Origin of the sequence: Planomonospora sp. ID67723 (assembly GCF_015711605.1) — a bacterium.
GTDB lineage: Bacteria > Actinomycetota > Actinomycetes > Streptosporangiales > Streptosporangiaceae > Planomonospora_A.
Genome location: NZ_JABTEZ010000001.1, coordinates 367,722 through 389,249 on the forward strand (window position 1 = coordinate 367,722; position 21,528 = coordinate 389,249).

At 70.7% G+C, this 21,528-nt stretch carries 22 protein-coding genes; 12 read left to right on the plus strand and 10 right to left on the minus strand.

Annotation, left to right across the window (positions count from 1 at the left end; translation table 11 throughout):
• Positions 1–9: 9 nt before the first annotated feature.
• Together HS041_RS01620 and HS041_RS01625 are read left to right on the plus strand one after the other, a co-directional pair.
• Positions 10–1,434, plus strand: a complete 1,425-nt coding sequence (locus tag HS041_RS01620; protein ID WP_196438744.1) for an alpha,alpha-trehalose-phosphate synthase (UDP-forming) — start codon at positions 10–12, stop codon at positions 1,432–1,434.
• 100 nt (positions 1,435–1,534) lie between these two features.
• Positions 1,535–2,704 (plus strand): MFS transporter, encoded by a 1,170-nt coding sequence (locus HS041_RS01625; protein ID WP_196438745.1) that lies wholly within the window; start codon positions 1,535–1,537, stop codon positions 2,702–2,704.
• A 51-nt stretch (positions 2,705–2,755) separates the two neighbouring features.
• Here the strand turns inward: HS041_RS01625 and HS041_RS01630 are convergent, their stop codons facing one another.
• The 3 genes from HS041_RS01630 to HS041_RS01640 form a co-directional block, all read right to left on the minus strand.
• On the minus strand, positions 2,756–3,349 hold the full coding sequence (locus tag HS041_RS01630; protein WP_196438746.1) for a hypothetical protein: 594 nt from the start codon (positions 3,347–3,349) through the stop codon (positions 2,756–2,758).
• 110 nt (positions 3,350–3,459) lie between these two features.
• Entirely contained in the window at positions 3,460–4,233 is a 774-nt protein-coding gene (otsB, locus tag HS041_RS01635; RefSeq protein WP_196438747.1) for a trehalose-phosphatase, read from the minus strand.
• Between the two features lie 117 nt (positions 4,234–4,350).
• Positions 4,351–4,653 (minus strand): DUF3263 domain-containing protein, encoded by a 303-nt coding sequence (locus tag HS041_RS01640; RefSeq protein ID WP_196438748.1) that lies wholly within the window; start codon positions 4,651–4,653, stop codon positions 4,351–4,353.
• A gap of 118 nt (positions 4,654–4,771) precedes the next feature.
• Here HS041_RS01640 and HS041_RS01645 point away from each other — a divergent pair, with 118 nt between their 5' ends.
• The 5 genes from HS041_RS01645 (at position 4,772) to HS041_RS01665 (ending at position 9,085) form a co-directional block, all read left to right on the plus strand.
• Entirely contained in the window at positions 4,772–5,578 is an 807-nt protein-coding gene (locus HS041_RS01645; RefSeq protein ID WP_196438749.1) for an SAM hydrolase/SAM-dependent halogenase family protein, read from the plus strand.
• Positions 5,579–5,735: 157 nt separating this feature from the next.
• The gene (locus tag HS041_RS01650; RefSeq protein ID WP_230878603.1) at positions 5,736–6,995 is read left to right on the plus strand and encodes a S8 family peptidase; all 1,260 of its coding nucleotides are present in this window, start codon (positions 5,736–5,738) and stop codon (positions 6,993–6,995) included.
• A 24-nt stretch (positions 6,996–7,019) separates the two neighbouring features.
• Entirely contained in the window at positions 7,020–7,427 is a 408-nt protein-coding gene (locus HS041_RS01655; RefSeq protein ID WP_196438751.1) for a Zn-ribbon domain-containing OB-fold protein, read from the plus strand.
• A 59-nt stretch (positions 7,428–7,486) separates the two neighbouring features.
• The gene (locus tag HS041_RS01660; RefSeq protein WP_196438752.1) at positions 7,487–8,671 is read left to right on the plus strand and encodes a lipid-transfer protein; all 1,185 of its coding nucleotides are present in this window, start codon (positions 7,487–7,489) and stop codon (positions 8,669–8,671) included.
• Positions 8,672–8,794: 123 nt separating this feature from the next.
• Positions 8,795–9,085, plus strand: coding sequence for a hypothetical protein (locus HS041_RS01665; protein WP_196438753.1), 291 nt, complete (start codon positions 8,795–8,797; stop codon positions 9,083–9,085).
• Between the two features lie 86 nt (positions 9,086–9,171).
• On the opposite strand, the gene HS041_RS01670 is transcribed toward HS041_RS01665, so the two are convergent.
• The 5 genes from HS041_RS01670 to HS041_RS01690 all read right to left on the minus strand — a co-directional run bounded on the left by HS041_RS01670 (position 9,172) and on the right by HS041_RS01690 (position 14,817).
• The gene (locus tag HS041_RS01670; RefSeq protein WP_196438754.1) at positions 9,172–10,188 is read right to left on the minus strand and encodes an ABC transporter ATP-binding protein; all 1,017 of its coding nucleotides are present in this window, start codon (positions 10,186–10,188) and stop codon (positions 9,172–9,174) included.
• Entirely contained in the window at positions 10,172–11,209 is a 1,038-nt protein-coding gene (locus HS041_RS01675; RefSeq protein WP_196440720.1) for an ABC transporter ATP-binding protein, read from the minus strand. Before HS041_RS01675 ends, HS041_RS01670 begins: the two co-directional genes overlap by 17 nt.
• A 17-nt stretch (positions 11,210–11,226) precedes the next feature.
• The gene (locus HS041_RS01680) at positions 11,227–12,189 is read right to left on the minus strand and encodes an ABC transporter permease (RefSeq protein WP_196438755.1); all 963 of its coding nucleotides are present in this window, start codon (positions 12,187–12,189) and stop codon (positions 11,227–11,229) included.
• Positions 12,182–13,123 carry an ABC transporter permease gene (locus HS041_RS01685; protein ID WP_196438756.1) on the minus strand — a complete coding sequence of 314 codons (942 nt, stop codon included), beginning with the start codon at positions 13,121–13,123 and terminating at the stop codon, positions 12,182–12,184. Before HS041_RS01685 ends, HS041_RS01680 begins: the two co-directional genes overlap by 8 nt.
• Positions 13,124–13,233: 110 nt before the next feature.
• Positions 13,234–14,817 carry a peptide ABC transporter substrate-binding protein gene (locus tag HS041_RS01690; protein WP_307845127.1) on the minus strand — a complete coding sequence of 528 codons (1,584 nt, stop codon included), beginning with the start codon at positions 14,815–14,817 and terminating at the stop codon, positions 13,234–13,236.
• Positions 14,818–15,359: 542 nt separating this feature from the next.
• Here HS041_RS01690 and HS041_RS01695 point away from each other — a divergent pair.
• The 4 genes from HS041_RS01695 to HS041_RS01710 all read left to right on the plus strand — a co-directional run bounded on the left by HS041_RS01695 (position 15,360) and on the right by HS041_RS01710 (position 18,108).
• The gene (locus tag HS041_RS01695; protein WP_196438758.1) at positions 15,360–16,307 is read left to right on the plus strand and encodes an ABC transporter permease; all 948 of its coding nucleotides are present in this window, start codon (positions 15,360–15,362) and stop codon (positions 16,305–16,307) included.
• Positions 16,300–17,154, plus strand: coding sequence for an ABC transporter ATP-binding protein (locus HS041_RS01700; RefSeq protein WP_307845128.1), 855 nt, complete (start codon positions 16,300–16,302; stop codon positions 17,152–17,154). Before HS041_RS01695 ends, HS041_RS01700 begins: the two co-directional genes overlap by 8 nt.
• Before the next feature lie 83 nt (positions 17,155–17,237).
• Positions 17,238–17,765: a YbhB/YbcL family Raf kinase inhibitor-like protein gene (locus HS041_RS01705; RefSeq protein ID WP_196438759.1), complete on the plus strand. Its 528-nt coding sequence runs from the start codon at positions 17,238–17,240 to the stop codon at positions 17,763–17,765.
• Between the two features lie 163 nt (positions 17,766–17,928).
• Positions 17,929–18,108, plus strand: coding sequence for a hypothetical protein (locus HS041_RS01710; protein WP_184944489.1), 180 nt, complete (start codon positions 17,929–17,931; stop codon positions 18,106–18,108).
• A gap of 116 nt (positions 18,109–18,224) precedes the next feature.
• Here HS041_RS01710 and HS041_RS01715 read toward each other — a convergent pair whose 3' ends face one another.
• Together HS041_RS01715 and HS041_RS01720 are read right to left on the minus strand one after the other, a co-directional pair.
• On the minus strand, positions 18,225–18,956 hold the full coding sequence (locus HS041_RS01715) for a hypothetical protein (RefSeq protein WP_196438760.1): 732 nt from the start codon (positions 18,954–18,956) through the stop codon (positions 18,225–18,227).
• 442 nt (positions 18,957–19,398) lie between these two features.
• Positions 19,399–20,721, minus strand: a complete 1,323-nt coding sequence (locus tag HS041_RS01720; protein WP_196438761.1) for a KamA family radical SAM protein — start codon at positions 20,719–20,721, stop codon at positions 19,399–19,401.
• A gap of 185 nt (positions 20,722–20,906) precedes the next feature.
• Between HS041_RS01720 and HS041_RS01725 the strand changes: the two genes are divergently transcribed.
• Positions 20,907–21,479: a DUF1707 SHOCT-like domain-containing protein gene (locus HS041_RS01725; protein WP_196438762.1), complete on the plus strand. Its 573-nt coding sequence runs from the start codon at positions 20,907–20,909 to the stop codon at positions 21,477–21,479.
• Positions 21,480–21,528: the final 49 nt, after the last annotated feature.

Genomic DNA, 21,528 nt, shown 5'->3' on the forward strand with positions numbered 1-21,528 from the left:
AGGAAGCCCATGAACGCGATCCTGGTGGCCTCCAACCGTGGCCCCTTCTCATTCACCACGTCCGAGGACGGCTCGCTGACCATGCGCAGGGGCGGCGGCGGGCTGGTCTCCGGCCTGTCGGAGGTGGCCAGGGACCTGAAGGTGCTGTGGGTCTGCGCCGCCCTCTCCGACGGCGACCGCGCCGCCGTACGGCAGGCGCCCGGCGGCCGCCTCGACCACGCGGGCTACGACACCGGCGCCCTGCGGATGCTCGACATCCCCCCGGCCACCTTCCACCGGGCCTACAACGCGGTGGCCAACTCCACCCTCTGGTTCGTCAACCACCTGCTCTACGACACGCCCAACACGCCGCACTTCGACGCGCGCTTCCGCCGCGAGTGGGAGTCCTACCAGTCCTACAACGCGGCGTTCGCACTGGCGCTGGCCGAGGAGGCCGGGCACGGTGCCCGGATCATGGTGCAGGACTACCATCTGACCCTCACCCCGGCCATGCTCCGGGTCGAGCGCCCCGACCTGCGGATCTCGCACTTCTCGCACACTCCGTGGGCTCCTCCGGAGTACTTCGCCCTGCTTCCCGACGACGTGGCGGTCGAGGTTCTCGAAGGCGTGCTGGGCGCCGACCACGCGGGCTTCCTGACCGCGCGCTGGGCGGGCGCCTTCATGGATTGCTGCGAGCGGCTGCTCGGCGCCGCGGTCGACCGCGTGAGCCGTACGGTCTCCCACGCCGGGCGGACCACCCGGATCGGCGTGCACGGGCTGGGCGTGGACGGCGAGGCGCTCTGGGCGCGGGCGAGCGAGCCCGACGTCGAGTCGCACATGGCGGCCCTGCGCGACCAGGTCGGCGACCGGAAACTGATCGTCAGGATCGACCGGACCGAGCTGTCCAAGAACATCGTCCGGGGACTGAGCGCCTATCGGGAGTTCCTCGGCGCGCATCCGGAGTGGCACGGCCGCGTGGTCCACCTGGCCTTCGCCTACCCGTCCCGGCACGACCTGCCCGAATACCGCGAGTACACCGCGGCGGTGCAGCGCTGCGCCAAGGAGATCGAGGACGAGTACGCCACCGAGGACTGGGATCCCCTGATCCTCAACGTCAACGACGACTACCCGCGCTCCCTGGCCGCCTACCGCCTGGCCGACGTGCTGCTGGTCAACCCGATCCGCGACGGCATGAACCTGGTGGCGAAGGAGGGGCCGATCCTCTCCCCGGGCAGCGCGCTGGTCCTGTCCCGTGAGGCGGGGGCCGCCGCGGAGCTGGGCGAGCACGCGCTGGTGATCAATCCCTACGACGTCTCGGCCACGGCCGCGGCCCTGCACCAGGGGCTGGTCATGCCCGAGGAGGAACGCGCGCGCCGCGGTGCCCGGCTGACCGCCGCGGCCACCGCGCTCCCCCCGCACCGCTGGTTCTCCGAGCAGCTCACCGCCCTGCAGTGACCTCCCCGCCCTCCGGGTGACCGGCCGCTCGCCGAGATTCCTACCCCAGTGAGATAGTTTTCGTGGACATTTCAACTTTCGTCCGCTCGGGGGAGACGCAGTGACCACGATCACGCATGTCCGGCTGACCCGTGATCGTGCCACCTGGCTCATCTATCTTCAGCTCGCCGCCTTCGCCACCTACCTGTACGGCCTCAGCGCGGCCCTGCCGCTTCTCCGCATCGACCAGGGCGTCACCCAGGCGGTCGCCGGGCTGCACGGCACCGCGATGGCCGCCGGCGCCGTCCTCACCGGCCTGGCCCTCCCCTGGCTGACCCGCAGGATCGGCCGCCGGGCCGTCACCTGGACCGGCCTGGCGGGGATGAACGCCGGAGTTCTGCTGGTGGCCGCCGGCGAGGCCCTGCCGGTCACCCTCCTCGGGTACGGCATCGCCAGCGGGATGGCCTCGATCACCCTCTACGCGGGCATGGCCGCGCTCAGCGACCATCACGGCCCGGCGGGCGCCGCGGCGATCAGCGAGGCCAACGCCGTCGGCGTGACCATCGGCATCGCGGTGCCGTTCGTGGTCAGCTTCGCCGCGCAGAGCGCGCTGGGATGGCGGGTGGCGCTGCTGATGACCCCGATCGTGACCGTCCTGCTCGCCCTCGTCATGGGCCGTGTCTGGATTCCCCCGAAGGAGACCGCCGGGGCCGCTTTCGAGGTCACCGCCGGCCCGGCGGAGAAGGGGCGCTTCGGGGGGCGCTTCTACCTGGCCGGCGCGGTGCTGTTCTGCTGCGTCGCGCTGGAGTTCTCCTTCAATCTCTGGGCGGCCGAGCTGGTCTCCGCCCAGACCGGGCTCTCGGCCGCCGCGGCGGCGACCGCGCTGACCGCGTTCACCGCGGGCATCGCGGCCGGGCGCTGGGGCGGGGCCCGGCTGGCCCTGCGGATCTCGCCGGCTCCCCTGCTGGTGGGCGCGCTCGCCCTCACCTGCGGGGGCTGGGCGCTCCTGTGGGCGAGCGGGAACCCGGTCCTGTCCTACCTGGGCGTGGCGCTGTCCGGGCTGGGCGTCTCGCTGCACTTCCCGCTGGCGCTGGCCCGCGTGCTGGACGCCTCCGGCGGCCGGCCGGACCGGGCGTCGGCCGCGGCCTCGGTCTTCTCCGGCCTCGCGGTCGGCGCCGGGCCGTTCCTGCTCGGCGCGCTGGCCGACGGGTTCGGTACCCGGCAGGCGTTCCTCCTCGTCCCCGCCCTCATCGGCCTGGCCGTCGGCGGGGTGCTGACGGCCGGCCGGTGACACCGCCCGGACGAGGGCCGGAGACGCGCCCCCGCCGCCCGCCGGTCCGGCTCAGCTCCAGGTGGCGTGCTTGAGGATGTTCGACAGCCCCGGGGTCTTCCACACGTCCACCACGAGGACCTTCGAGGTGGGCAGGAACCATTCGCGCTGGTCGAAGGTGGCCGTCTGCTCGCCGTTGCCGTACTTCACGCACCGGCCGAACCAGGAGACGTACTTGGCCTTGTGCCCGCGGCCGACCTGGCGCAGGCCGAGGGCGGTGGGCTTGCCGATCACCTGGCCGTGCTTGCCGTTGAACGGGCAGCGCTGCACGTCGCTGGCCGGGTAGAACGGCTGCTCGCCGGTGTAGGGGCCGAAACCCTCCTTGCCGTACTTGATCGCCTTCGGGCCGAGGATCCAGAAGCCCCTGCACTTGGGGGCGAAATAGGCCGGTGTCTCGCACGCGCCGGTCTGCACCAGCATCCAGTCGCCGTCGCGGTGCACCTGCCAGCCGGAGGGCACCTTCAGGTGCATGCCGCGGAAGGACACGGTCTTCACGCCGGAGGAGACTTCGGAGGCCGGGCCGGCCGTGGACGCGGAGGCCGCCGCGGGAGCGGCGAGGACGGCGGCGCCTGCCATGGCGGCGAGGACGATGGAGCGCTTTCTCATGCCGGGAAAGCTATCGGCCTCCACTTGCCGTTCACTTGACGCCGCCCTGATCGCGACGCCGCGGCTCGGGGCCGGTGAGCGGCTCGGGCCGCCGGAGCGCGCCTTCCGCGCTACGCGGACCGCGACACCGAGAGCGCGTCGGCGATCGAGCCGAGGAGCTCGACCACCCCGGTGGGCCCGTCCACCACGATGTCGGCCTCCACACTGAGCTCGGCCGAGCCGCTGAACACCGTCACGCCGGGCAGCCCGGACGCCCGCACGGCCGCGAACGCCGCCAGGTCGCCCAGGTCGTCCCCGGCGAACAGCACCGAGCGCGCCGAACGCTCCCGCAGGAAGGCGCCGAGCGCGACTCCCTTGTCCGTTCCCGGCGGGCGGAGCTCCAGCACGAACTTGCCCGGCTCGACAGCCAGCCCCGTCCCGGCGGCCAGCTCCGCGACCGGCCCGCGCAGCGCGTCGAGCGCGGCCTGCGGATGGGCGGCCCGCCGCGTGTGCACGGCCACCGCCCGGTCCTTGTCCTCGATCCTGACCCCGTCGAACCCGGCGACGATCCGGGGAAGCTCGGCCCTGACGCGGGCCAGGCCGGGGTGGGCGGGCGGGGCGGTGAGCCGGCCCGCCTCCCAGCGTTCGAGCCCGTAGTGGCCGAGCACGACCAGTCCCGGCACCCCGGCCAGCGAGCCGTACTCCACGGCCGTGCCGGCGGGGCGCCCGGTGACGATCACCAGGGAGCCGACCAGGTCACCGAGCCTGGCCAGCACCCCGGGACCGGCCGGGTGGATCCTGGCCGCCTCGGGATCGGGCACGATCGGGGCGAGCGTGCCGTCGAAGTCGAGGCCGATCACCGCTCCGGCGGGATCGGCCAGGATCGCTTCCAGTCCTTCAGTCATGCGTCGCGGCCTCGTCCTTCGGAATCTTCCGTCCCTGCCATCGCCCGGCCGGCGCCTCGCCCCACCGTGGCGGGGCGGGGCGGGGTGCACAAGGCGCTTTCCGGCCGTACCCGGATATCAGGGACGTAGGCCGAGCCTCCGGGCGGCGCGGTCGCGCCTGCGGGCGTCACGGAGCCGGCGCAGGCGCTTGACCAGCATCGGATCGTGGGCGAGGGCCTCCGGTCTGTCGATGAGCTCGCCGAGCAACTGGTAGTAACGGGTGGCGGAGACGTCGAACGCCTCGCGGATGGCCTGCTCCTTGGCTCCCGCGTAACGCCACCACTGGCGTTCGAAGGCGAGCAGGTCCCTCTCCCTCTCCGTGAGAGCCCGCAAGGGTGGTTTCGGGGCAGCACTGTCACCGGGAATCGGCGCAGTGTCCATGGGCGGTCCTCCTCGGTCGGGCACACGGTGATCCCACCGCGCGCACGCGGCCCGAAGCCAGGATAGTCGGGAATTTCCGGCTGTTCATGACGGATGTGGAGACGTACAGTCACCAGATGTGACCTCTGTCATCACCCTCCTCACCGACTACGGGCTGGAAGACGGCTACGTCGCCGCGTGCCACGGCGTGATCGCCCGGATCGCGCCGCAGGCGCGGATCATCGACGTCTGCCACCTGGTCCCCTCCGGCGACGTACGGCGTGGCGCGGCGATCCTGGCGCAGACGATCCCCTACCTCCCCGCGGGCGTGCACGTCGCGGTGATCGACCCCGACGGCGGCGGCTCGCGCCGGGTGGTGGCGCTCGAGGCCGGCGACCACGTCCTCCTCGGGCCGGACAATGGGGTGCTCTCGTGGGCGGCCCGGGCCGTCGGCGGCGCCAGGGCGGCCTACGAGCTCACCGACGAGGAGCTGTTCCTGAAACCGGTCTCCCCGACGTTCCTGGGGCGCGACGTCTTCGCGCCGGTCGCCGCCCGCCTGGCTGCGGGACGGGAACCGGCCGGGCTGGGGCCTGCGGTCCCCCTGGACCGGCTGGTCAGCTTCCCCGCGCCGACCTCCCTGGTGCGCGGGGGCGTGGTGGAGGGCGAGGTCCTCTCGGTGGACCACTACGGCAACGTCCAGCTCTCGATCGGCGCGGGCGACCTGGCCAGCCTGGGCGCCCGGCCGGGGAGCATCCTGGCGGTACGGCTGGGCAGGCGGCAGCTCTCCGTCCCGTTCAGGGAGACCTTCGCCGCGGTCCCGCCGGGCGAGGTCGTCGCCTTCACCGACTCGGCCGGGTTGATCGCGCTGGCCATCAACTCCGGCGACGCCTCGCAGCGTCTCGGGCTGCCCCCGGGCGCCCATGTGCGGCTCTCGCCGGCGCCGTAACAACCGGGCACTTCACGCATATAGGGACTATCGCCGCCAAAGTAATTAACAGCCCGTATCGGTCTGTTTACTGAAAGCACCGGATTGGGTGTAGGACCGCATGTCAGAATCCCCAACTGACGTGTCTCCCCCTCCCGACGAGGTCGCCGTGTCCCGTATGCACGCGCTCGGCGTGGCCCTGACCACGATCGCCCTGGTCGCCTCCGCCCGGCCCTCGCCCCGCGGCCCGGACGACCCTCCGGTCCCGGTGCACCAGCGGGCCCGGCAATGGGCGCTGGCCCCGCTGGGCGCGCCGGACGTCTGGCGGACGACCCGCGGCGAGGGCGTGGTCGTCGCGGTGCTCGACACGGGGGTCGACCCCCGCCACCCCGACCTGACGGGTGCGGTGATCGAGGGGCCCGACCTGACGGGAACGGCGCGGCGGAAGTCCCTGTGGGGCCGCCACGGCACGGCCATGGCCAGCCTCATCGCCGGGCGCGGGCGCGGCGGAGACCGCTTCTCCGGAGTGCGGGGGATCGCGCCCGGCGCGATGGTCCTCTCGGTACGGGTCGCGCTCGAGAACGACGACCCCCGGCGCGACCAGGCCCGCAGGCGGGGCGGGAACGCCCTCGCCCGGGGCATCCGGTACGCCGTGGACCACGGCGCCCAGGTGATCAGCATGTCGCTGGGATGCGGCAACGGGGTGTGGGAGGGATCGGCGGCCGAGCAGCGGGCGGTGCGGTACGCACTCGGCCGGGGCGTGGTGCTGGTGGCATCCTCCGGCAACGACGGCACGGGCCCGGGCCGCAAGAACTTCCCTGCCGCCTACCCGGGCGTGATCTCCGTGGGCGCGGTGGACGAGGCGATGCGGGTGGCGCCGTTCTCCAACCGTCAGGCCAACCTCTCGGTGGTCGCGCCGGGCACCCGGATCGTCACCGCGGGACAGTCCGGCACGTATGTGGTCGCGAACGGCACGAGCTCGGCCGCCGCCCTGGTCGCCGGGGTCGCGGCGCTGGTCAGGTCGGAGTTCCCCCGGCTGAGCCCGGCACAGGTCCGCCGGGCCATCGAACGCGGCGCCACCCGCCCACCGGCCGGGGGCCACGATCCCGCCTACGGCCACGGCGTGGTCAACGCCGCCCGCGCGCTGGAGCAGGCGGCCGAGGCCGGGCAGCAGCCGCTCCGGGCGCGCGCCCTGCCGCACGACACCCCCACCGGGGACCCGACCGCGGGCACGGCCCCCGCCGCGGCCTCCGGGAGCGCCCTCGCCGGGCGCGACACCAGGACGGACGCGCGCCGGCTCGTCTGCGCCGTGCTGATCCTGTTCGCCCTCGCCCTGGCGGCCCGCCGGCTGCTCGAACGCCGCCGCACGTACCTGCCTCCGGCCGGCGGTCCGGACGCCCCCGGCGGAACTCCTCCCGCCCGAGGAGATGCTACCTAGCAAGCGCTTGTGTAATATCGGCGCATGGCCGCACCCGCGATCGACGGCTGGTTCGTCACCGACGACGACGGCGCCGTGCACCTGCTCGGCACCCGCTGCGCCGGCTGCCGGACCGTCTACTTCCCGCCCCAGACGGGGTTCTGCCGCAACCCGCACTGCGCGGGCGAGGATCTGACGCCCGCCCGCCTCTCCCGTCGGGGCACCGTGTGGTCCTACACCAACGCCTGCTACCCGCCGCCCGCCCCGTTCGCGGCGGCGGAGCCGTACACGCCGGTGACCCTGGCGGCGGTGGAGCTCGCCGAGGAGGGGATCGTCGTGCTCGGGCAGGTCAAGGACCTGACCGTGGACGACCTGCACGTCGGCATGGAGCTGGAGCTGACCTCGGGCGCCCTGGCGGACGGCCCGCTGGTCTGGATGTGGGGCAGGGCGTGAACGCCCTCCCGCGGCTCCGGGACCGGACAACGAGAACCGTCACGAGGATGGGGTAGCGCGTGGACGTCGTCATCGCGGGCACGGGGATGCACCCGTGGGGCAAGTGGGGGCGATCCTTCGTCGAGTACGGCGTGGCCGCCGCCCGGGCCGCGCTGCGGGACGCGGGCCTGGACTGGACCGAGGTCCAGTACGTGGTGGGAGCCGACACGATCAGGAACGGCTACCCCGGTTTCATCGCCGGCGCCACCTTCGCCCAGGCGCTCGGCTGGACGGGCGCGCGGATCGCCTCCTGTTACGCGGCGTGCGCCTCGGGCGCGCAGGCGATCGACATCGCCCGCACCCGCATCCTCGCAGGCCTGTGCGACGTGGCGCTGGTCGTCGGAGCCGACTCCACCCCCAAGGGCTTCTTCACCCCGGTCGGCGGCGACCGGCCCGACGACCCCGACTGGCTCAGGTTCCGGCTGCTCGGCGCCACCAACCCGGCGTACTTCGCGCTCTACGCGCGGCGGCGGATGGCGCTGTACGGCGACACCCCGGAGGACTTCGCCGCGGTCAAGGTCAAGAACGCGCAGGCCGGTTCCCTCAACGAGAACGCCCGCTATCGCAAGACCGTGACCGCCGAGGAGGTCCTCGCCTCTCCGATGGTGGCCGACCCGCTCCGGCTGATGGACATCTGCGCCACCTCCGACGGCGGCGCCGCGCTGGTCCTCGCATCGGAGGGCTACGCCCGCCGCCGCGGTCTGAGCACGGCGGTGCGGATCGCCGCCGTCTCCACCGTCACCCCGTCCTTCCCCAACACCGTGCTCGAACTGCCCTGCTTCGCCACCGACTCGACCGCGGCCGTGCCTCCCCCCGAACGGACCTTCCGCGCCTCCATCGCCCACGCCGCCTACGAGGAGGCCGGGCTCGGCCCGCAGGACCTGTCGTTCGCCGAGGTCTACGACCTGTCCACCGCGCTGGAGCTCGACTGGGCCGAGGACGTCGGGCTGGCCCCGCCGGGCGAGGCCGGCAAGCTCCTGCGCGCCGGCGACACCGCACTCGGCGGCCGGATCCCGGTCAACCCCTCCGGGGGCCTCGCCTCCTTCGGCGAGGCCATTCCGGCGCAGGCGATCGCCCAGGTGTGCGAGCTCACCCGGCAACTGCGCGGTACGGCGGGATCCCGCCAGGTGGTCAACGCCAGGGCAGCTCTGGCCGCGAATCAGGGTCTGTTCGGTCATGGGTCGGCCATCATCGCCGTAACGTGACGCGCCCCCGTGCGTCGCGGCGGACACGGGCCCAATACTGCTAGGCGCCAACGCGTAATCAGATGGGCACGGAACGCGGCCAGCCCCGCGTGTCCTGCCCGGGATTCCTTCGGGGGAAACATCATGGTCCGTCGCATCATCGCCGCCTCCGCCATCGCCTGCCTCGCCGTCGTGGGCACGGCCACCCTCGCCTCCGCCGACCCTTGGCCCCAGCCGGAGAACGGCCCGCACCAGGAGTACGCTCCGCACCAGGAGCACGGCCCGCAGCCCGGCCCGCAGCAGGAGCACGACACCGAGTCCCGGTCCGGCGGCAGCCCGCTGGGCGGCCAGCTCGGCAGCCTGCTCGGCGGCGGCAGCGGCGGCGGCCCGCTCAGCGGCATCCTCGGCAGCCTGCTCAACGGCCTGCGCGGCTAGGCCGCGGGCGGCCACAGCACCCGGCCGCCGTCCCGCTCATGGAACAGGGCCCTTCCCGGCTACGGGAAGGGCCCTGTTCCATGAGCTCAGAAGGCGCGGATCACCTGGTGGACCTGCGGGAAGTGGCAGGCGCTCTCGTGCCAGGTGCCCGGCCGCAGCTGCAGCGGAGGCTCCTGCTGGGCGCAGACGTCCTGCGCCTTCCAGCACCGCGTGCGGAACCGGCAGCCCGAGGGCGGGTCGGCCGGGGAAGGCGGGTCGCCCTGCAGGACGATCCGCTCACGCCGCGCGCGCCCTTCCGGGTTGGGGACCGGGACGGCCGAGAGCAGCGCCTGGGTGTAGGGGTGCGCCGGCTGGCCGTAGATCTCGGAGTCCCTGCCGAGTTCGACCAGCTTGCCCAGGTACATCACACCGACCCGGTCGGAGATGTGGCGGACCACCGACAGATCGTGGGCGATGAAGACGTAGGACAGGCCGAGATCCCGTTGCAGCCGCGCCAGCAGGTTGATCACCTGGGCCTGGATCGAGACGTCGAGCGCGGAGACCGGCTCGTCGCAGACGATGATCTCCGGCTGGAGCGCCAGGCCGCGGGCGATGCCGATGCGCTGGCGCTGTCCGCCGGAGAACTGGTGCGGGTAGCGGTTGATGTGGTCGGGGTTGAGCCCGACCAGTTCCAGGAGCGCCTGGACCCTGCGGCGGCGGTCGCCCCTGGGCGCCGCCTCCGGGTGGATCTCGTACGGCTCGCCGACGATGTCGCCGACCGTCATCCGCGGGTTCAGCGAGGTGTAGGGGTCCTGCATCACCAGCTGGATGTTGCGGCGGACCTGCTTGAGCTCGGCTCCCCGGGCCCCCGCGATCTCCCTGCCGTTGATCCGGACCGAGCCGCGGGTCGGCCGCTCCAGCCCCATCAGCAGCTTGGCCAGCGTGGACTTGCCGCAGCCCGACTCTCCCACGATGCCGAGCGTCTCGCCGCGGCGCAGGTCGAAGGAGACCCCGTCCACGGCTTTGATCGCGCCGATCTGCTTGCGCACGAGCACGCCCTGAGTGAGCGGGAAGTGCTTGACCAGGTCGCGGACCTCGAGGATCGCATCACCCGTGGCTGCCATCGAGGACCTCCCTCCAGTAGTGGCAGGCGCCGCCGCGCGTCGGGCCGATCCGGTAGAGCGGCGGCGCCTCGGTGACGCAGTTGTCCTGGCGGTAGGGGCAGCGGGGGGCGAAGGCGCACCCCGGCGGCATGTCGAGCAGGTCCGGCGGCATGCCCGCGATGGCGTACAGCTCCCGGCCCTTGCGGTCGACCCTGGGGATCGACTCCAGCAGACCCTTGGTGTAGGGGTGGGCCGGAGCCCGGTAGAGATCGTGCACGGGGGCGTTCTCGACGATCCGCCCGCCGTACATCACCGCGATCTTGTCGGCGACGTCGGCCACCACTCCGAGGTCGTGGGTGATCAGGATCATGCCCATGTCGCTCTCGCGCTTGAGCTCGGCGAGCAGCTCCATGATCTGCGCCTGGACCGTCACGTCGAGCGCGGTGGTCGGCTCGTCCGCGATCAGCACCTCCGGGTCGAGCGCGATCGCCATCGCGATCATGATGCGCTGGCGCATGCCGCCGGAGAACTGGTGCGGGTAGTCGTGCAGCCGCTGCCGGGCACCCGGGATGCGGACCCGGTCCATCAGCTCGACGGCCCTGCGCTCGGCATCCCGCCGGGACATGCCCTGGTGCACCCGGAACATCTCGCCGATCTGCGAGCCCACGGTGAACACCGGGTTCAGCGCGGAGAGCGCGTCCTGGAAGATCATGGCGATCCGGCGGCCGCGCACCTGGGAGCGCGCGTCCTCCGAGAGCCCGAGCAGGTCGGTGCCCCGGAAGCGGATCCGGCCCCGGGAGATGCGGGCCGGCGGCATGTCGAGGATGCCCATGATCGCCTGCGCCGTCACCGACTTGCCCGAGCCGGACTCGCCGAGCACGGCCAGCGTCTCCCCGGGATACAGCGAGTAGCTGACCCCGTTGACCGCCTTCACGGTCCCCTGCCGGGTGGCGAACTCCACGTGCAGGTCCTCGACGGCGAGCAGCGGCTCGCTCCCCGGGCCGCCCGCCCCCCAGGCCGGCAGTGGCGGCGTTGAGGTCATGTTCACGTCAGGCTCCCCTACCGCAGCTTCGGGTCGAGGGCGTCGCGCACGGCGTCGCCCAGCATGATGAAGGCCAGCACGGTGAGGCTGAGGAACGCCGCCGGGAACAGCAGCGGGCTCGCCGCCTCCAGGAAGCGCGGCCGGGCATCGGCGATCATGAGGCCCCAGGAGATCTCCGGAGACTGGATGCCGACGCCCAGGAAGGACAGACCCGCCTCGGCGGCGATGAACACGCCGAGGTTGACCGTGGCCACCACGATCACCGAGGTGATCGCGTTGGGCAGGATGTGCCGGAACATGAGCCTCCGGCCGGAGGCGCCGAGCGCCCTGGCCGCGACCACGTAGTCCTGGCCCTTGGCGGTGATCACCGCGGCCCGCATGATGCGGAAGGTCATCGGCCAGGCCAGTACGGCCAGCGCGAGCATGACGGTCCACACCGTGCCGGTGCGGAAGACCGCCAGGATCAGCAGCGCGCCGAGGACCGAGGGAATGGCGAAGAAGATCTCGGTCACCCGCGAGAGCAGCGCGTCCGGCAGCCCGCCGCGGAACCCGGCGACCAGCCCGAGGAGGCCGCCGACGAGGACGGTGACGACGGTGGTGCTCAGGCCCACCAGCAGGGAGTTGCGCGCCCCGTAGACCGTGCGGGCGAGGGTGTCGCACCCCTGGTTGTCGGTGCCGAACCAGTGCGCGGCGCTCGGCGCCTGGCGGGCGTCGCCCAGCCGGCAGCTCGTGGCGTCGTACGGATCCACCGACGTGAACAGCTGGGGCACCGCGGCCATGAGCAGGATCACCCCGATCAGCACGGCCGCGGCGATGAAGAGCGGGCGGCGGCGCAGGTCGTGCCAGGCGTCGTTCCACAGGCTGGCGGGCCTGCCCGCCGTACCGGCCGCCGGCCCGCCCCGGGAGGGACCGCCGGGAGACCGGAGGGGGGACTTGGCGTGCCTGGCGCGCCTGGACCTGGGGGTCACGGTGTCACTCATAGCGGATCCTCGGGTCGAGCACGGCGTAGAGCAGGTCGACGATCAGATTGGCCAGGATGTAGACGAGGACCAGGAGCGTCACGATGCCCACGACCACGGGCTGCTGGCGCTCGTAGACCGAGCGGAACAGCTCCTGCCCGATGCCCGGCAGGTTGAAGATCGTCTCGGTGATGACCGCCCCGCCCATCAGCGTGCCGAGGTCGGCGCCGAGGTAGGTGACCAGCGGGATGAGCGCGTTGCGCAGGGCGTGCCGCCCGACGACCCGGCGCCGCGGCATGCCCTTGGCCACCGCGGTGCGGATGTAGTCGGCGCGCAGGATCTCGGCGAGGCTGGTCCTGGTGAGCCGGGTGAGGTACGCGATCGAGGTTCCGGCCAGCACGAAGGCGGGCAGCAGGTAGCTGCGCCACCCGTCCGAGACGCCGGCGATGGGGAAGACCTCGATCCCGGTGCTCTGCTTGAGCTTGACGCCGAGCACGAGCTGGAGCACGAAGCCGGTGACCAGCGTGGGGATCGAGATCAGCACGAGCGTGGAGGCGAGGATCATCGTGTCCTGCGCCCTGCCGCGGCGCAGCGCCGCGTAGAACCCGAGTCCCACGCCGATGACGGCCTCCATGACCAGGGCGGTGAAGGCGAGGTTCAGCGTGACCTGGAACTTGCCCGCGATGATCTCGGAGACGGGGACGTTCGAGAACGTGATGCCGAGGTTCCCCTGGAACACCCCGGAGATGTAGTACCAGTACTGGACGATGAAGGGGTCGTTCAGGTGGTACTGCTCGCGGACGATCGCGACGATGTCAGGATCCATCCGTTTCTCGCCGTACATCGACGCGATCGGGTCACCCGGCAGCGCGAAGACGACGGCGTAGATGAGCAGCGTGGCGCCCAGCAGCACGGGGATGGCCTGGAGCAGGCGCCTGATGATGTAGCGGCCCAAGACAAGCCTCTCGTACAGCTCCGCCGGCGTCTCCCGGATCACGGGAGGGACCGCGGCGGAGCAGAACCTGATGGGGGCCGGGCGTCACCCGCCCGGCCCGGGGGAAACCGTCAGACCGCCTTCTCGACCGAGACCCACTCGACCTGGTTGAGCAGATTGATCTTGACGCCCTTGACGTGCTCGGAGAAGGCCGCGTTCATCCGGTAGTAGAAGACCGGGATCATCGGCAGGTCGCGCAGGAGCAGGTCGTCGGCCTTCTTGTAGAACTTCAGGCTCTGCTCCGCCGAGGACGCGGAGTCTCCCTTGGCCACGAGCCGGTCGAAGTCGGGGTTGGAGTACCCCGCGTAGTTCGAGCCGGTCTTGATGGCGCCGGTGGAGAAGATCGGCGTCAGGTAGTTCTCCGCGGACGGGTAGTCGATGATCCAGCCGCTGCGGAACATGCCGGTGTACGTCTTGGCGTCCAGCTCGTCGAGGATCTGCTGGAACTTCTCGTACGGCGAGACCTTGACCTCGATGCCGAGGTTGGAGCGGAGGTTGTTGGCGACGGCCTCGATCCACTCCTTGTGGCCGTTGTCCATGTTGGAGCCGAGCTCCAGCGTCCGCGGCCCGCCCGCCTCGACGTAGAGCTCCTTGGCCGCGGCCGGGTCGTAGACGCAGGCCGTGCAGGCGCCGGGGCGGTAGCCCTCGAGCAGCGGGTTGATGAAGTCGTCGGCCGGGGCGCGGGTGCCGGAGAAGACCGTCTCGGTGATGGTCTTGCGGTCGATGGCCATCGAGATGGCCCTGCGGATCCGCACGTCCTTGTACTGGTCGGTCGAGATCAGGGGGAAGCCGATGTAGCCGATGCCGGCGTCCTCCTGGTCGATGTAGCGGTCGCCCAGCTCCGCCTTGGCCGTCGAGATCGCCGAAGGGGGCAGCTGCTCCTGGATGTCGATGTTGCCGCCCTGCAGGTCGTTCCAGGCGGTCTCGGCACTGTTGTAGATCTTGAACTGCAGCTTGTCGAACTTCGGCTGCTCGCCCTTGAAGCCCTCGTAGCGCGTCAGGCTGATCGCCTGGTCGCTGCCCTTGTTGTAGGGAGCGTCGATCTTGAAGAGCCCCTGGCCGATCGGCTTCTTGGCGTACTCCTCGGTGATCTTCCCGTCGTCGCCGAAGGCCACCTCGGGCAGGGGATAGAACGCGGTGTAGCCCAGCATGGTGCTGAACTGCGAGAACGGCTGGGTGAGGGTGACCTGGAAGGTCTCCTCGTCGATGACCTTGAGGCCGCTCATGCCCTTGGCGGTGGGAGTCTTGCCCTCGCCGGGGTTGAGGTCCTCATAGCCCTGGATCCGGGCGAAGAAGTAGTTGGCGCTCTGCGCGTTCTCCTGGTTGGCCGAGTAGTTCCACGCGTCCACGTAGTTCTGCGCGGTCAGCGGGTCACCGTTGTGCCACGTGAAGCCTGACTTGATCTTGATCGTCCAGACCCGGTTGTCGGAGGTCTTGATCGAGTCGGCGATGTACTCGACGAGCTTCTTGTCCTCGTCGTACTTCACGAGCGGGGCGAAGATCGCGGCCAGGACCTCGACCCCTTCGGACTCCACCGTCTCACCGGGGTAGAACAGCTTCTGCGGCTCGCCGATCTTCATCCGCACGGCCCCGGCGGCGGACGTCTCACCGGTGGAAGTCGCGCTGCCACAGGCGACGAGCCCCAGAGCGAGCACCGCTGTACCGGCGATAATCTTTGCGCCCTTAGTGACACGCATTTGTGGTAAATCCTCTCCTATACAGGTGAGCGCCGACACTGATCTCCGCCGGCCGAGGCAGCCCGTCGGGGGATCTGGCGGCCCCCGGTTCCCACTGACCCGGCCAGCACGCTGACGCCACACCAGTCGGACGCGACTATCCCGCACAGCCACACACCGAGTCGTCTCCGGGATGTTGCAGTTCGGTTACGCGTGTGCCAATTCGGCGTCACACGATGACCAGCCCACCCGCCACAAGATCCCCAAACCGCACAAAGCGGATATTGGTGCACATGTAGCACAGGAATGGTCACGCCAACATACCTCCCCGGTCAGAGTGGCCACGCCATTGCTCCCATACGGCCCCCTCCTGGGCTACCGTTGACCGGGTCACGGGGCCGGGGGACGGGGAGGCGATCCGCACAATTGCCGTGGAACCGCCCATCCCGACGCTCCGTCCAATGTGCGGCGGAGCACCGCCGCAGGCATGTCATCCACCCGCATCCAATAGAGTCCTTGCCATGAGCCAGCCGGAATCCGCCACCGCGGACGCCCAGGCGGGCGGCCCGAGTGTCGGCACCCCCACCACGGGGCAGGAGCCGCTGGCCAAGCTCGCCGAGCGTTACGGACTTCGGCGTGCCATCGCACGCCCGAGTCTCCCCGTCTACCTGCGTCAACTGTGGGAACGACGGCACTTCGTCATGACGTATGCGACCTCCCGCAACGTCTCGAAGTACAGCAACTCAGCCCTGGGCCAGCTCTGGCAGGTCCTCACGCCCATGCTCAACGCCGCGATCTACTGGCTGATGTTCGGTGTGATCCTCGGCGCCAACAAGGGAAGCGTGAGCGAGTACTACCCCGCGTTCCTGATCACGGGGATGTTCGTCTTCACCTACACCCAGCGCGCGGTGAGCGGCGGCGCGAAGTCGATCTCCGGCAACCTGTCGCTGATCCGCGCCCTGCACTTCCCGCGCGCGGCGCTCCCGCTCGCCTACACGATCCAGGAGTTCCAGCAGCTCCTGATCTCCATGGGCGTGCTGGTCGCGCTGGTGCTCGCCACCGGCGAGTCGGTCACCTGGTTCTGGCTGCTCATCCCGGTCGCCCTGCTGCTGCAGACCATGTTCAACATCGGCGCCAGCCTGGCCCTGGCCCGCATCGGCTCCACCGCCCGCGACCTGAACCAGCTCCTGCCGTTCATCATGCGCACCTGGCTCTACGCCTCCGGGGTCTTCTTCTCGATCGGGGACAAGGTCTCCAGCCCCAGCGGGGCAGGACTCCCGCAGTGGGTCGCGGACGTGATGTACTTCAACCCCGCCGCCGCCTACATCGAACTCATGCGCGAGCTTCTCATCGCCCAGCATGAGACCCGACCATACATCTGGCTCGTCTGCGTATTCTGGGCATTGTTCGCCCTGATCGGTGGCTTCTGGTACTTCTGGCGAGCCGAGGAGAAGTACGGCCGTGGCTGAGTTGACCGAGGAGCTGTCCCGAGTGAAGGCCGAGGAGCCCGGCGTCCCCAGCAGGGACGTCAGAGTGCACCCGAACCCCGAGCCCTCCCCTGCTTCCCGCACGGGCACTCCGACGGTGATCGTCGACGACCTGCACATCATCTACCGGGTGTACGGCGCCGCCACCGAGGCGGAGAAGGGCAACGCCGCCAACGCCCTCCTGCGCCTGCTCAAGCGGCAGGGGCGGCCCCAGATGAAGGAGGTCCACGCCGTCCGGGGCGTCTCCTTCGTGGCCCACCACGGCGACGCGATCGGCATCATCGGCCGCAACGGCTCCGGCAAGTCGACCCTGCTGCGCGCCATCGCGGGCCTGCTGCCCCCGCACTCCGGCGCGGTCTACACCGACGGCCAGCCCTCCCTGCTCGGCGTCAACGCCGCCCTGATGCGCGAGCTCACCGGCGAGCGCAACATCGTGCTCGGCTGCTACGCCATGGGCATGAACCCCACACAGGTCAGGGAGAAGTTCGACGACATCGTCGACTTCTCCGGCATCGGGGAGTTCGTGCAGTTCCCCATGTCGACCTACTCCTCCGGCATGGGCGCCCGGCTCCGCTTCGCCATCGCCTCGGCCAAGGCCCACGACGTGCTGCTCATCGACGAGGCCCTGGCCACCGGCGACCGCGAGTTCAAGCGCAAGAGCCAGCAGCGCATCAAGCAGATGCGCGACGAGGCCGGCACGGTCTTCCTGGTCGCCCACAATCTCGACGTGATCGAGGAGACCTGCAACCGGGTCATCTGGCTGCACAAGGGGAAGATCAAGATGGACGGTGACCCGGAGACGGTGCTCGCCGCCTACAACAAGGTCTGACGACTCGGGCGAGGCCTGACGGCCGGGCCGGATCGCGGGCAAGATGAGAGCGACCGACAAGCCGCTTCCACCGGAGGTGACCCGTGCCCTCACGCCCGCCGATCCCGTACGACTTCCTGCCCCAGGTCCCCGCGCTGGCCGTCGGGAGCGACGACGTCCGCGACGGTGAGACCCTGGCCGAGGCCCACGTCTTCAACGACTGGGGCATGACCGGCCAGAACGTCTCCCCGCACCTGCGCTGGGCCGGCGCGCCCGAGGGCACCCGGAGCTACGCGGTGACCTGCTTCGACCCCGACGCCCCCACCGGCAGCGGGTTCTGGCACTGGCTCCTGTACGACATCCCCGCCGGCGTCACCGAGCTGCCCCCGGGCGCGGGCGCCGCCGGCACCACCTTCGGCGTGCACGGCCGCAACGACTACGGCATCAAGGAGTACGGCGGCGCCGCCCCGCCGCCCGGCGCCCCGCACCGCTACATCTTCGCCGTCCACGCCCTGGGCGCGGAGAAACTCGGCGTGGACGCCGACGCCCCGCCCGCCGTGGTGGGTTTCAACATCACCGCCGCCACCCTGGCCCGCGGTTACGTCGTCGCCGAGTACGGCGTCTCCGGCTGAGCGTGGCCGCCTCTCCCGGCGGTGCCGGGCCGGCGTGGCCGCACGCGCGCCCCGCCGGCTCCGCCGCACGGCGAGTCGTGGGGCAATCGACTGACATCGGGATCAGTGTTCGGCTATGATTCGAACGTTGTTTCGAGCAGGGGGTTCGACCCTAGGAAGCGTCATGGAGTGGGGGCGCGCGATGCGAGAGCTGTCGACCGCGATCGACCACCTGGCCGCAGAGGATCCAGCCGAGATTTCCCGTCTCCAGCTCGCCGAGCAGCTCATCGAGCTGCACTGGCAGATGGCCAGGCTCCAGGCTCAGATCGCCCGCCGCACCTCCGTGCGGATCCACGGGCTCTGAGCCGGGCAGGCAGGCCAGGGCCCATAGAGACGACTCCCGGACGCGATTCCGGGTGGTGACACGAAGAGACCGGCCGGTGCGCACCGGCCGGTCTCTTCACATCACGCGAACCGCGGTTACTCGGCGGCCCGCCTGGCCGCCTCGCTGACGGCCTCGCCCATGGAGTCGACGAGCCTGGTCGCCGTCCGGGCGCCCTGCCCGCCGGTGTCGCCCAGCAGCGGAGCGAGCTCGTCGACGGAGGCCGAGCGGGTCACCGGCTCGACGGCCTCGGCGACCGGGGCCGCCTCCGTCGAGGTGACGGCGCTGACGAGCGGCGAGACGCTGCCCGGCTGCTCGGGTCCCTGCGGCACCGCCTGGTTCAGGCCGTGCACGAGACCGTCGACCGCACCCCCCTGGTCGCCGACGCCTTCGACGGCCTCGCCGGCGTTCTGCGTGCCCTCCACCAGGCGCCCGACGGACGCCGCCGCGTCGGCGGTGTTGCCGAGGAGGCCCCCGGTGGTGTCGACGGTCTGGCCCACCGGGCCCGTGCCGTCACTGATGCCCCGCGCCGGAGTGCCCCAGGTGACCTGGTCCGCCGAGACGCCCAGGAGCCTCCCGATGGTCTCCGAACCCGTCGCGTAGACGCCGTCGGCGGCCATGGTGCTCTGGCCGCTGCCCAGCCCGCTCAGCGCGGCACCGCTGTCGAAGAGGCCACCGGAGAGCCCCTGGAGCGCCATGGAGACGGTACCGGCCGCGGCGTGCTCGCTGAAGGTGTCGTCCGCCACCGCCTCCGCCTGGGCGGGCGAGCAGATCGCCGCCGCGAGGCCGAACGCGGCCACGGCTACGGCCGCTTTGATGACTCGCTTCATGATTGCCTTCCCAGCTCGTAATCGTCCTGCTTTCCCGGGAACAGCCAAGAAAAGCAGACCATAAGACTCACTTCACCGGCGGGCACGGTTTGGAAGATTGCACAGAACGCCCCAGCCGGAAGCTGCTCCGGCAGTTGTATCACCGGGCCGAGCCGGTCCCCGGTCTGTTTACGATGACTAGACCACCCGCCGACACAGCAGGTGGAGCAGTGAAACCGGTGCGCCGGGCGGCTCGGTGGAGCCGTCCGGCGCGGACCGCGAAACCGGAAATAGCAGCGCGAAGGACCACGGTCCGGCAATCCTTATGCCGGAAATACCGCAGAGGTCCGAGGCGTCCCCTCGCCATAAGCACGGTAAGGCCACGGAAAAGGGATGGGAAAGCGCGGACCGCAGGACGCGACGTCAGATTTTCCCGTCGCAGGACGCCCGCTTGACCCGGACATCAGGCCGACAGCAGCCGGTCGGCCGCCTCGGGTTCGAAGGGAAAGCGATCGGCGAAGGCCGGCCGGAGATCGGTGAGCCACACGGCCTCGGGGTCGTATCGGGCGAAGAAGGGGCGGCCGACCAGTTCGGGGTCGCGCGCCTGGATGAGGTGGAGGACGAAGACCTTCTGGCCTGCGATCTCCGTGACTCCGTCCACGCACACCTTGCCCGGCGTGGCCGACATGGAAGGGCCGCGCACCGTGCGGCACAGTCCCGAGACACTCGCGTAGGCGTCCCTGAAGATCTCGTAGGCCCGGGCGAGCGGCACCGCGAAGTAGTCCTGGGGTCCGGTGTCCCGCTCGACGAACATGTAGTAGGGCACCATGCCCATGGTGAGGTGGCGCCGCCACATCGACGCCCACAGCCCCGGCTCGTCGTTGATCGACCTGATCAGCGGCGCCTGAGTGCGGATGACCGCCCCCGTGCCGAGGATCCCGGCCACGGCCTCCTCCACGACCGGGGACTCCATCTCCCGAGGGTGGGAGAAGTGCGCCATGAACGCGAGGGTCTTGCCGGCCTCCGCCACGGAGGCGAACAGGCGGAGCGTGTCGCTCGCGTCCGGATCCGAGACGAACCGCTGCGGCCAGTAGGCCAGCGACTTGCTGCCGATGCGGATGGACTCGAGCTGCTCCACCTCCAGCAGCGGCTCCAGATAGCGGCGGAGCACCGGTTCACCCATGATCATGGGATCGCCGCCGGTGAGGAGCACGCTGGTCACCTCAGGATGTTCCTTCAGGTATCCGACGAGGTCCCCGATCTCGTCGGAGGCGAACTTCAGATCGGGCTCCCCGATGAACTGCGCCCACCGGAAGCAGTAGGTGCAGTAGGCATGGCAGGTCTGCCCCTGCTTGGGGAAGAAGAGGACGGTCTCGGGATATTTGTGCTGCGTACCGGGCAGCGGCTCGGCGCCGAGACGGGGGACGTTGAGGTCGAGCTGCCCGGCGGGGTGCGGGTTGAGCCGTGCCCTGATCTGGTTCGCGGCCACCTGAATCTGGGCATTTGGGGCACCGGACCGCAGCAGTCCTGCAAGTCTGGTGACGTCAGCCTCGGGCAGCATGTCCGCCTGGGGGAAAACCAGCCGGTAGATCGGGTCATCGGGGACGGCGGACCAGTCGATGAGCTGGTCCACCACGTAGGCGTTGGTCCGGAACGGCAGCACGGTCGCCACCGCCCGGATCCGGAGCCGCTCCTCGTCGGAGAAGCCGCCCCGTTGCAGAAGGTCGTCGAGATGCTTCGCGGTGTAGGCCCGGAAGCCGCGCACTGAGCCTTCTTTCAAGATCACTAGGCTTTCCCCTTCGTTTTTTGTCGTGATTCGCGTAAACCTCTTCGCATGGCTACGCGTCTAGAGCGCTTGTATACCGGACGCGCCCCTCCCCGTTGCCGGTTCCATCCGGACCGAAACCGGCGTGTTATGACAGGCATCGCCGGAGGATCGCGATATATCTCGAGAAGGCGTACACTCCGCCCATGACCCTTCACGACCCCGCACTACGCGCGTCCGACGCAGACCGCGACCGCGTGGCCGCCGTGCTGGGCGAGGCTCTCGCCACCGGCCGCCTGACCAGCCTGGAGCACGCCGACCGGCTCGACTCCGCCTACCGGGCGACGACCGTGGGCGAACTCGTTCCCCTGACCCGCGACCTGCCCGACGTCGCGACCCCGGTCACCGGTCCGGACATCGGCCACCAGCAGGTCGCCGCCGTCTTCAGCAAGGTCGTCCGCGGTGGACGCTGGATCGCCGGCCGGCACACCTCTCTTCGCGCCGCCTTCGGCGCGCTGATCGTGGACCTTTCCGACGCCGTCCTGCCCGGCAGGGAGATCACCCTGGACGTCAGCGCCTCCTTCGCCAAGTTGATCGTCAGAGTCCCGCCCAACGCCCACGTCATCGACGAAGTGGGCGCGCTGTTCGCCAAGCGGCACATCTCAGGTGGCTCGGGCGCCCAGAACGGCCCCGTCATCCGGGTGACCGGTAAGACGACCTTCGGCAAGGTCGTCGTCTCCCGGGAGAAGACCGACTGGAACCTCCCCGGCGCCCCCTGATCCGCCCCACCTGTTTAACCCATCGGTAACCGCGCCTACGATGCGGAGA

Coding starts and splice junctions, on each gene's coding strand:
- HS041_RS01620 (WP_196438744.1), top strand. CDS start 10: ATGAACGCGATCCTGGTGGCCTCCAACCGTGGCCCCTTCTCATTCACC.
- HS041_RS01630 (WP_196438746.1), bottom strand. CDS start 3,349: ATGAGAAAGCGCTCCATCGTCCTCGCCGCCATGGCAGGCGCCGCCGTC.
- otsB (WP_196438747.1), bottom strand. CDS start 4,233: ATGACTGAAGGACTGGAAGCGATCCTGGCCGATCCCGCCGGAGCGGTG.
- HS041_RS01640 (WP_196438748.1), bottom strand. CDS start 4,653: ATGGACACTGCGCCGATTCCCGGTGACAGTGCTGCCCCGAAACCACCC.
- HS041_RS01650 (WP_230878603.1), top strand. CDS start 5,736: ATGCACGCGCTCGGCGTGGCCCTGACCACGATCGCCCTGGTCGCCTCC.
- HS041_RS01655 (WP_196438751.1), top strand. CDS start 7,020: ATGGCCGCACCCGCGATCGACGGCTGGTTCGTCACCGACGACGACGGC.
- HS041_RS01665 (WP_196438753.1), top strand. CDS start 8,795: ATGGTCCGTCGCATCATCGCCGCCTCCGCCATCGCCTGCCTCGCCGTC.
- HS041_RS01670 (WP_196438754.1), bottom strand. CDS start 10,188: ATGGCAGCCACGGGTGATGCGATCCTCGAGGTCCGCGACCTGGTCAAG.
- HS041_RS01675 (WP_196440720.1), bottom strand. CDS start 11,209: ATGACCTCAACGCCGCCACTGCCGGCCTGGGGGGCGGGCGGCCCGGGG.
- HS041_RS01680 (WP_196438755.1), bottom strand. CDS start 12,189: ATGAGTGACACCGTGACCCCCAGGTCCAGGCGCGCCAGGCACGCCAAG.
- HS041_RS01695 (WP_196438758.1), top strand. CDS start 15,360: ATGAGCCAGCCGGAATCCGCCACCGCGGACGCCCAGGCGGGCGGCCCG.
- HS041_RS01710 (WP_184944489.1), top strand. CDS start 17,929: ATGGAGTGGGGGCGCGCGATGCGAGAGCTGTCGACCGCGATCGACCAC.
- HS041_RS01715 (WP_196438760.1), bottom strand. CDS start 18,956: ATGAAGCGAGTCATCAAAGCGGCCGTAGCCGTGGCCGCGTTCGGCCTC.
- HS041_RS01725 (WP_196438762.1), top strand. CDS start 20,907: ATGACCCTTCACGACCCCGCACTACGCGCGTCCGACGCAGACCGCGAC.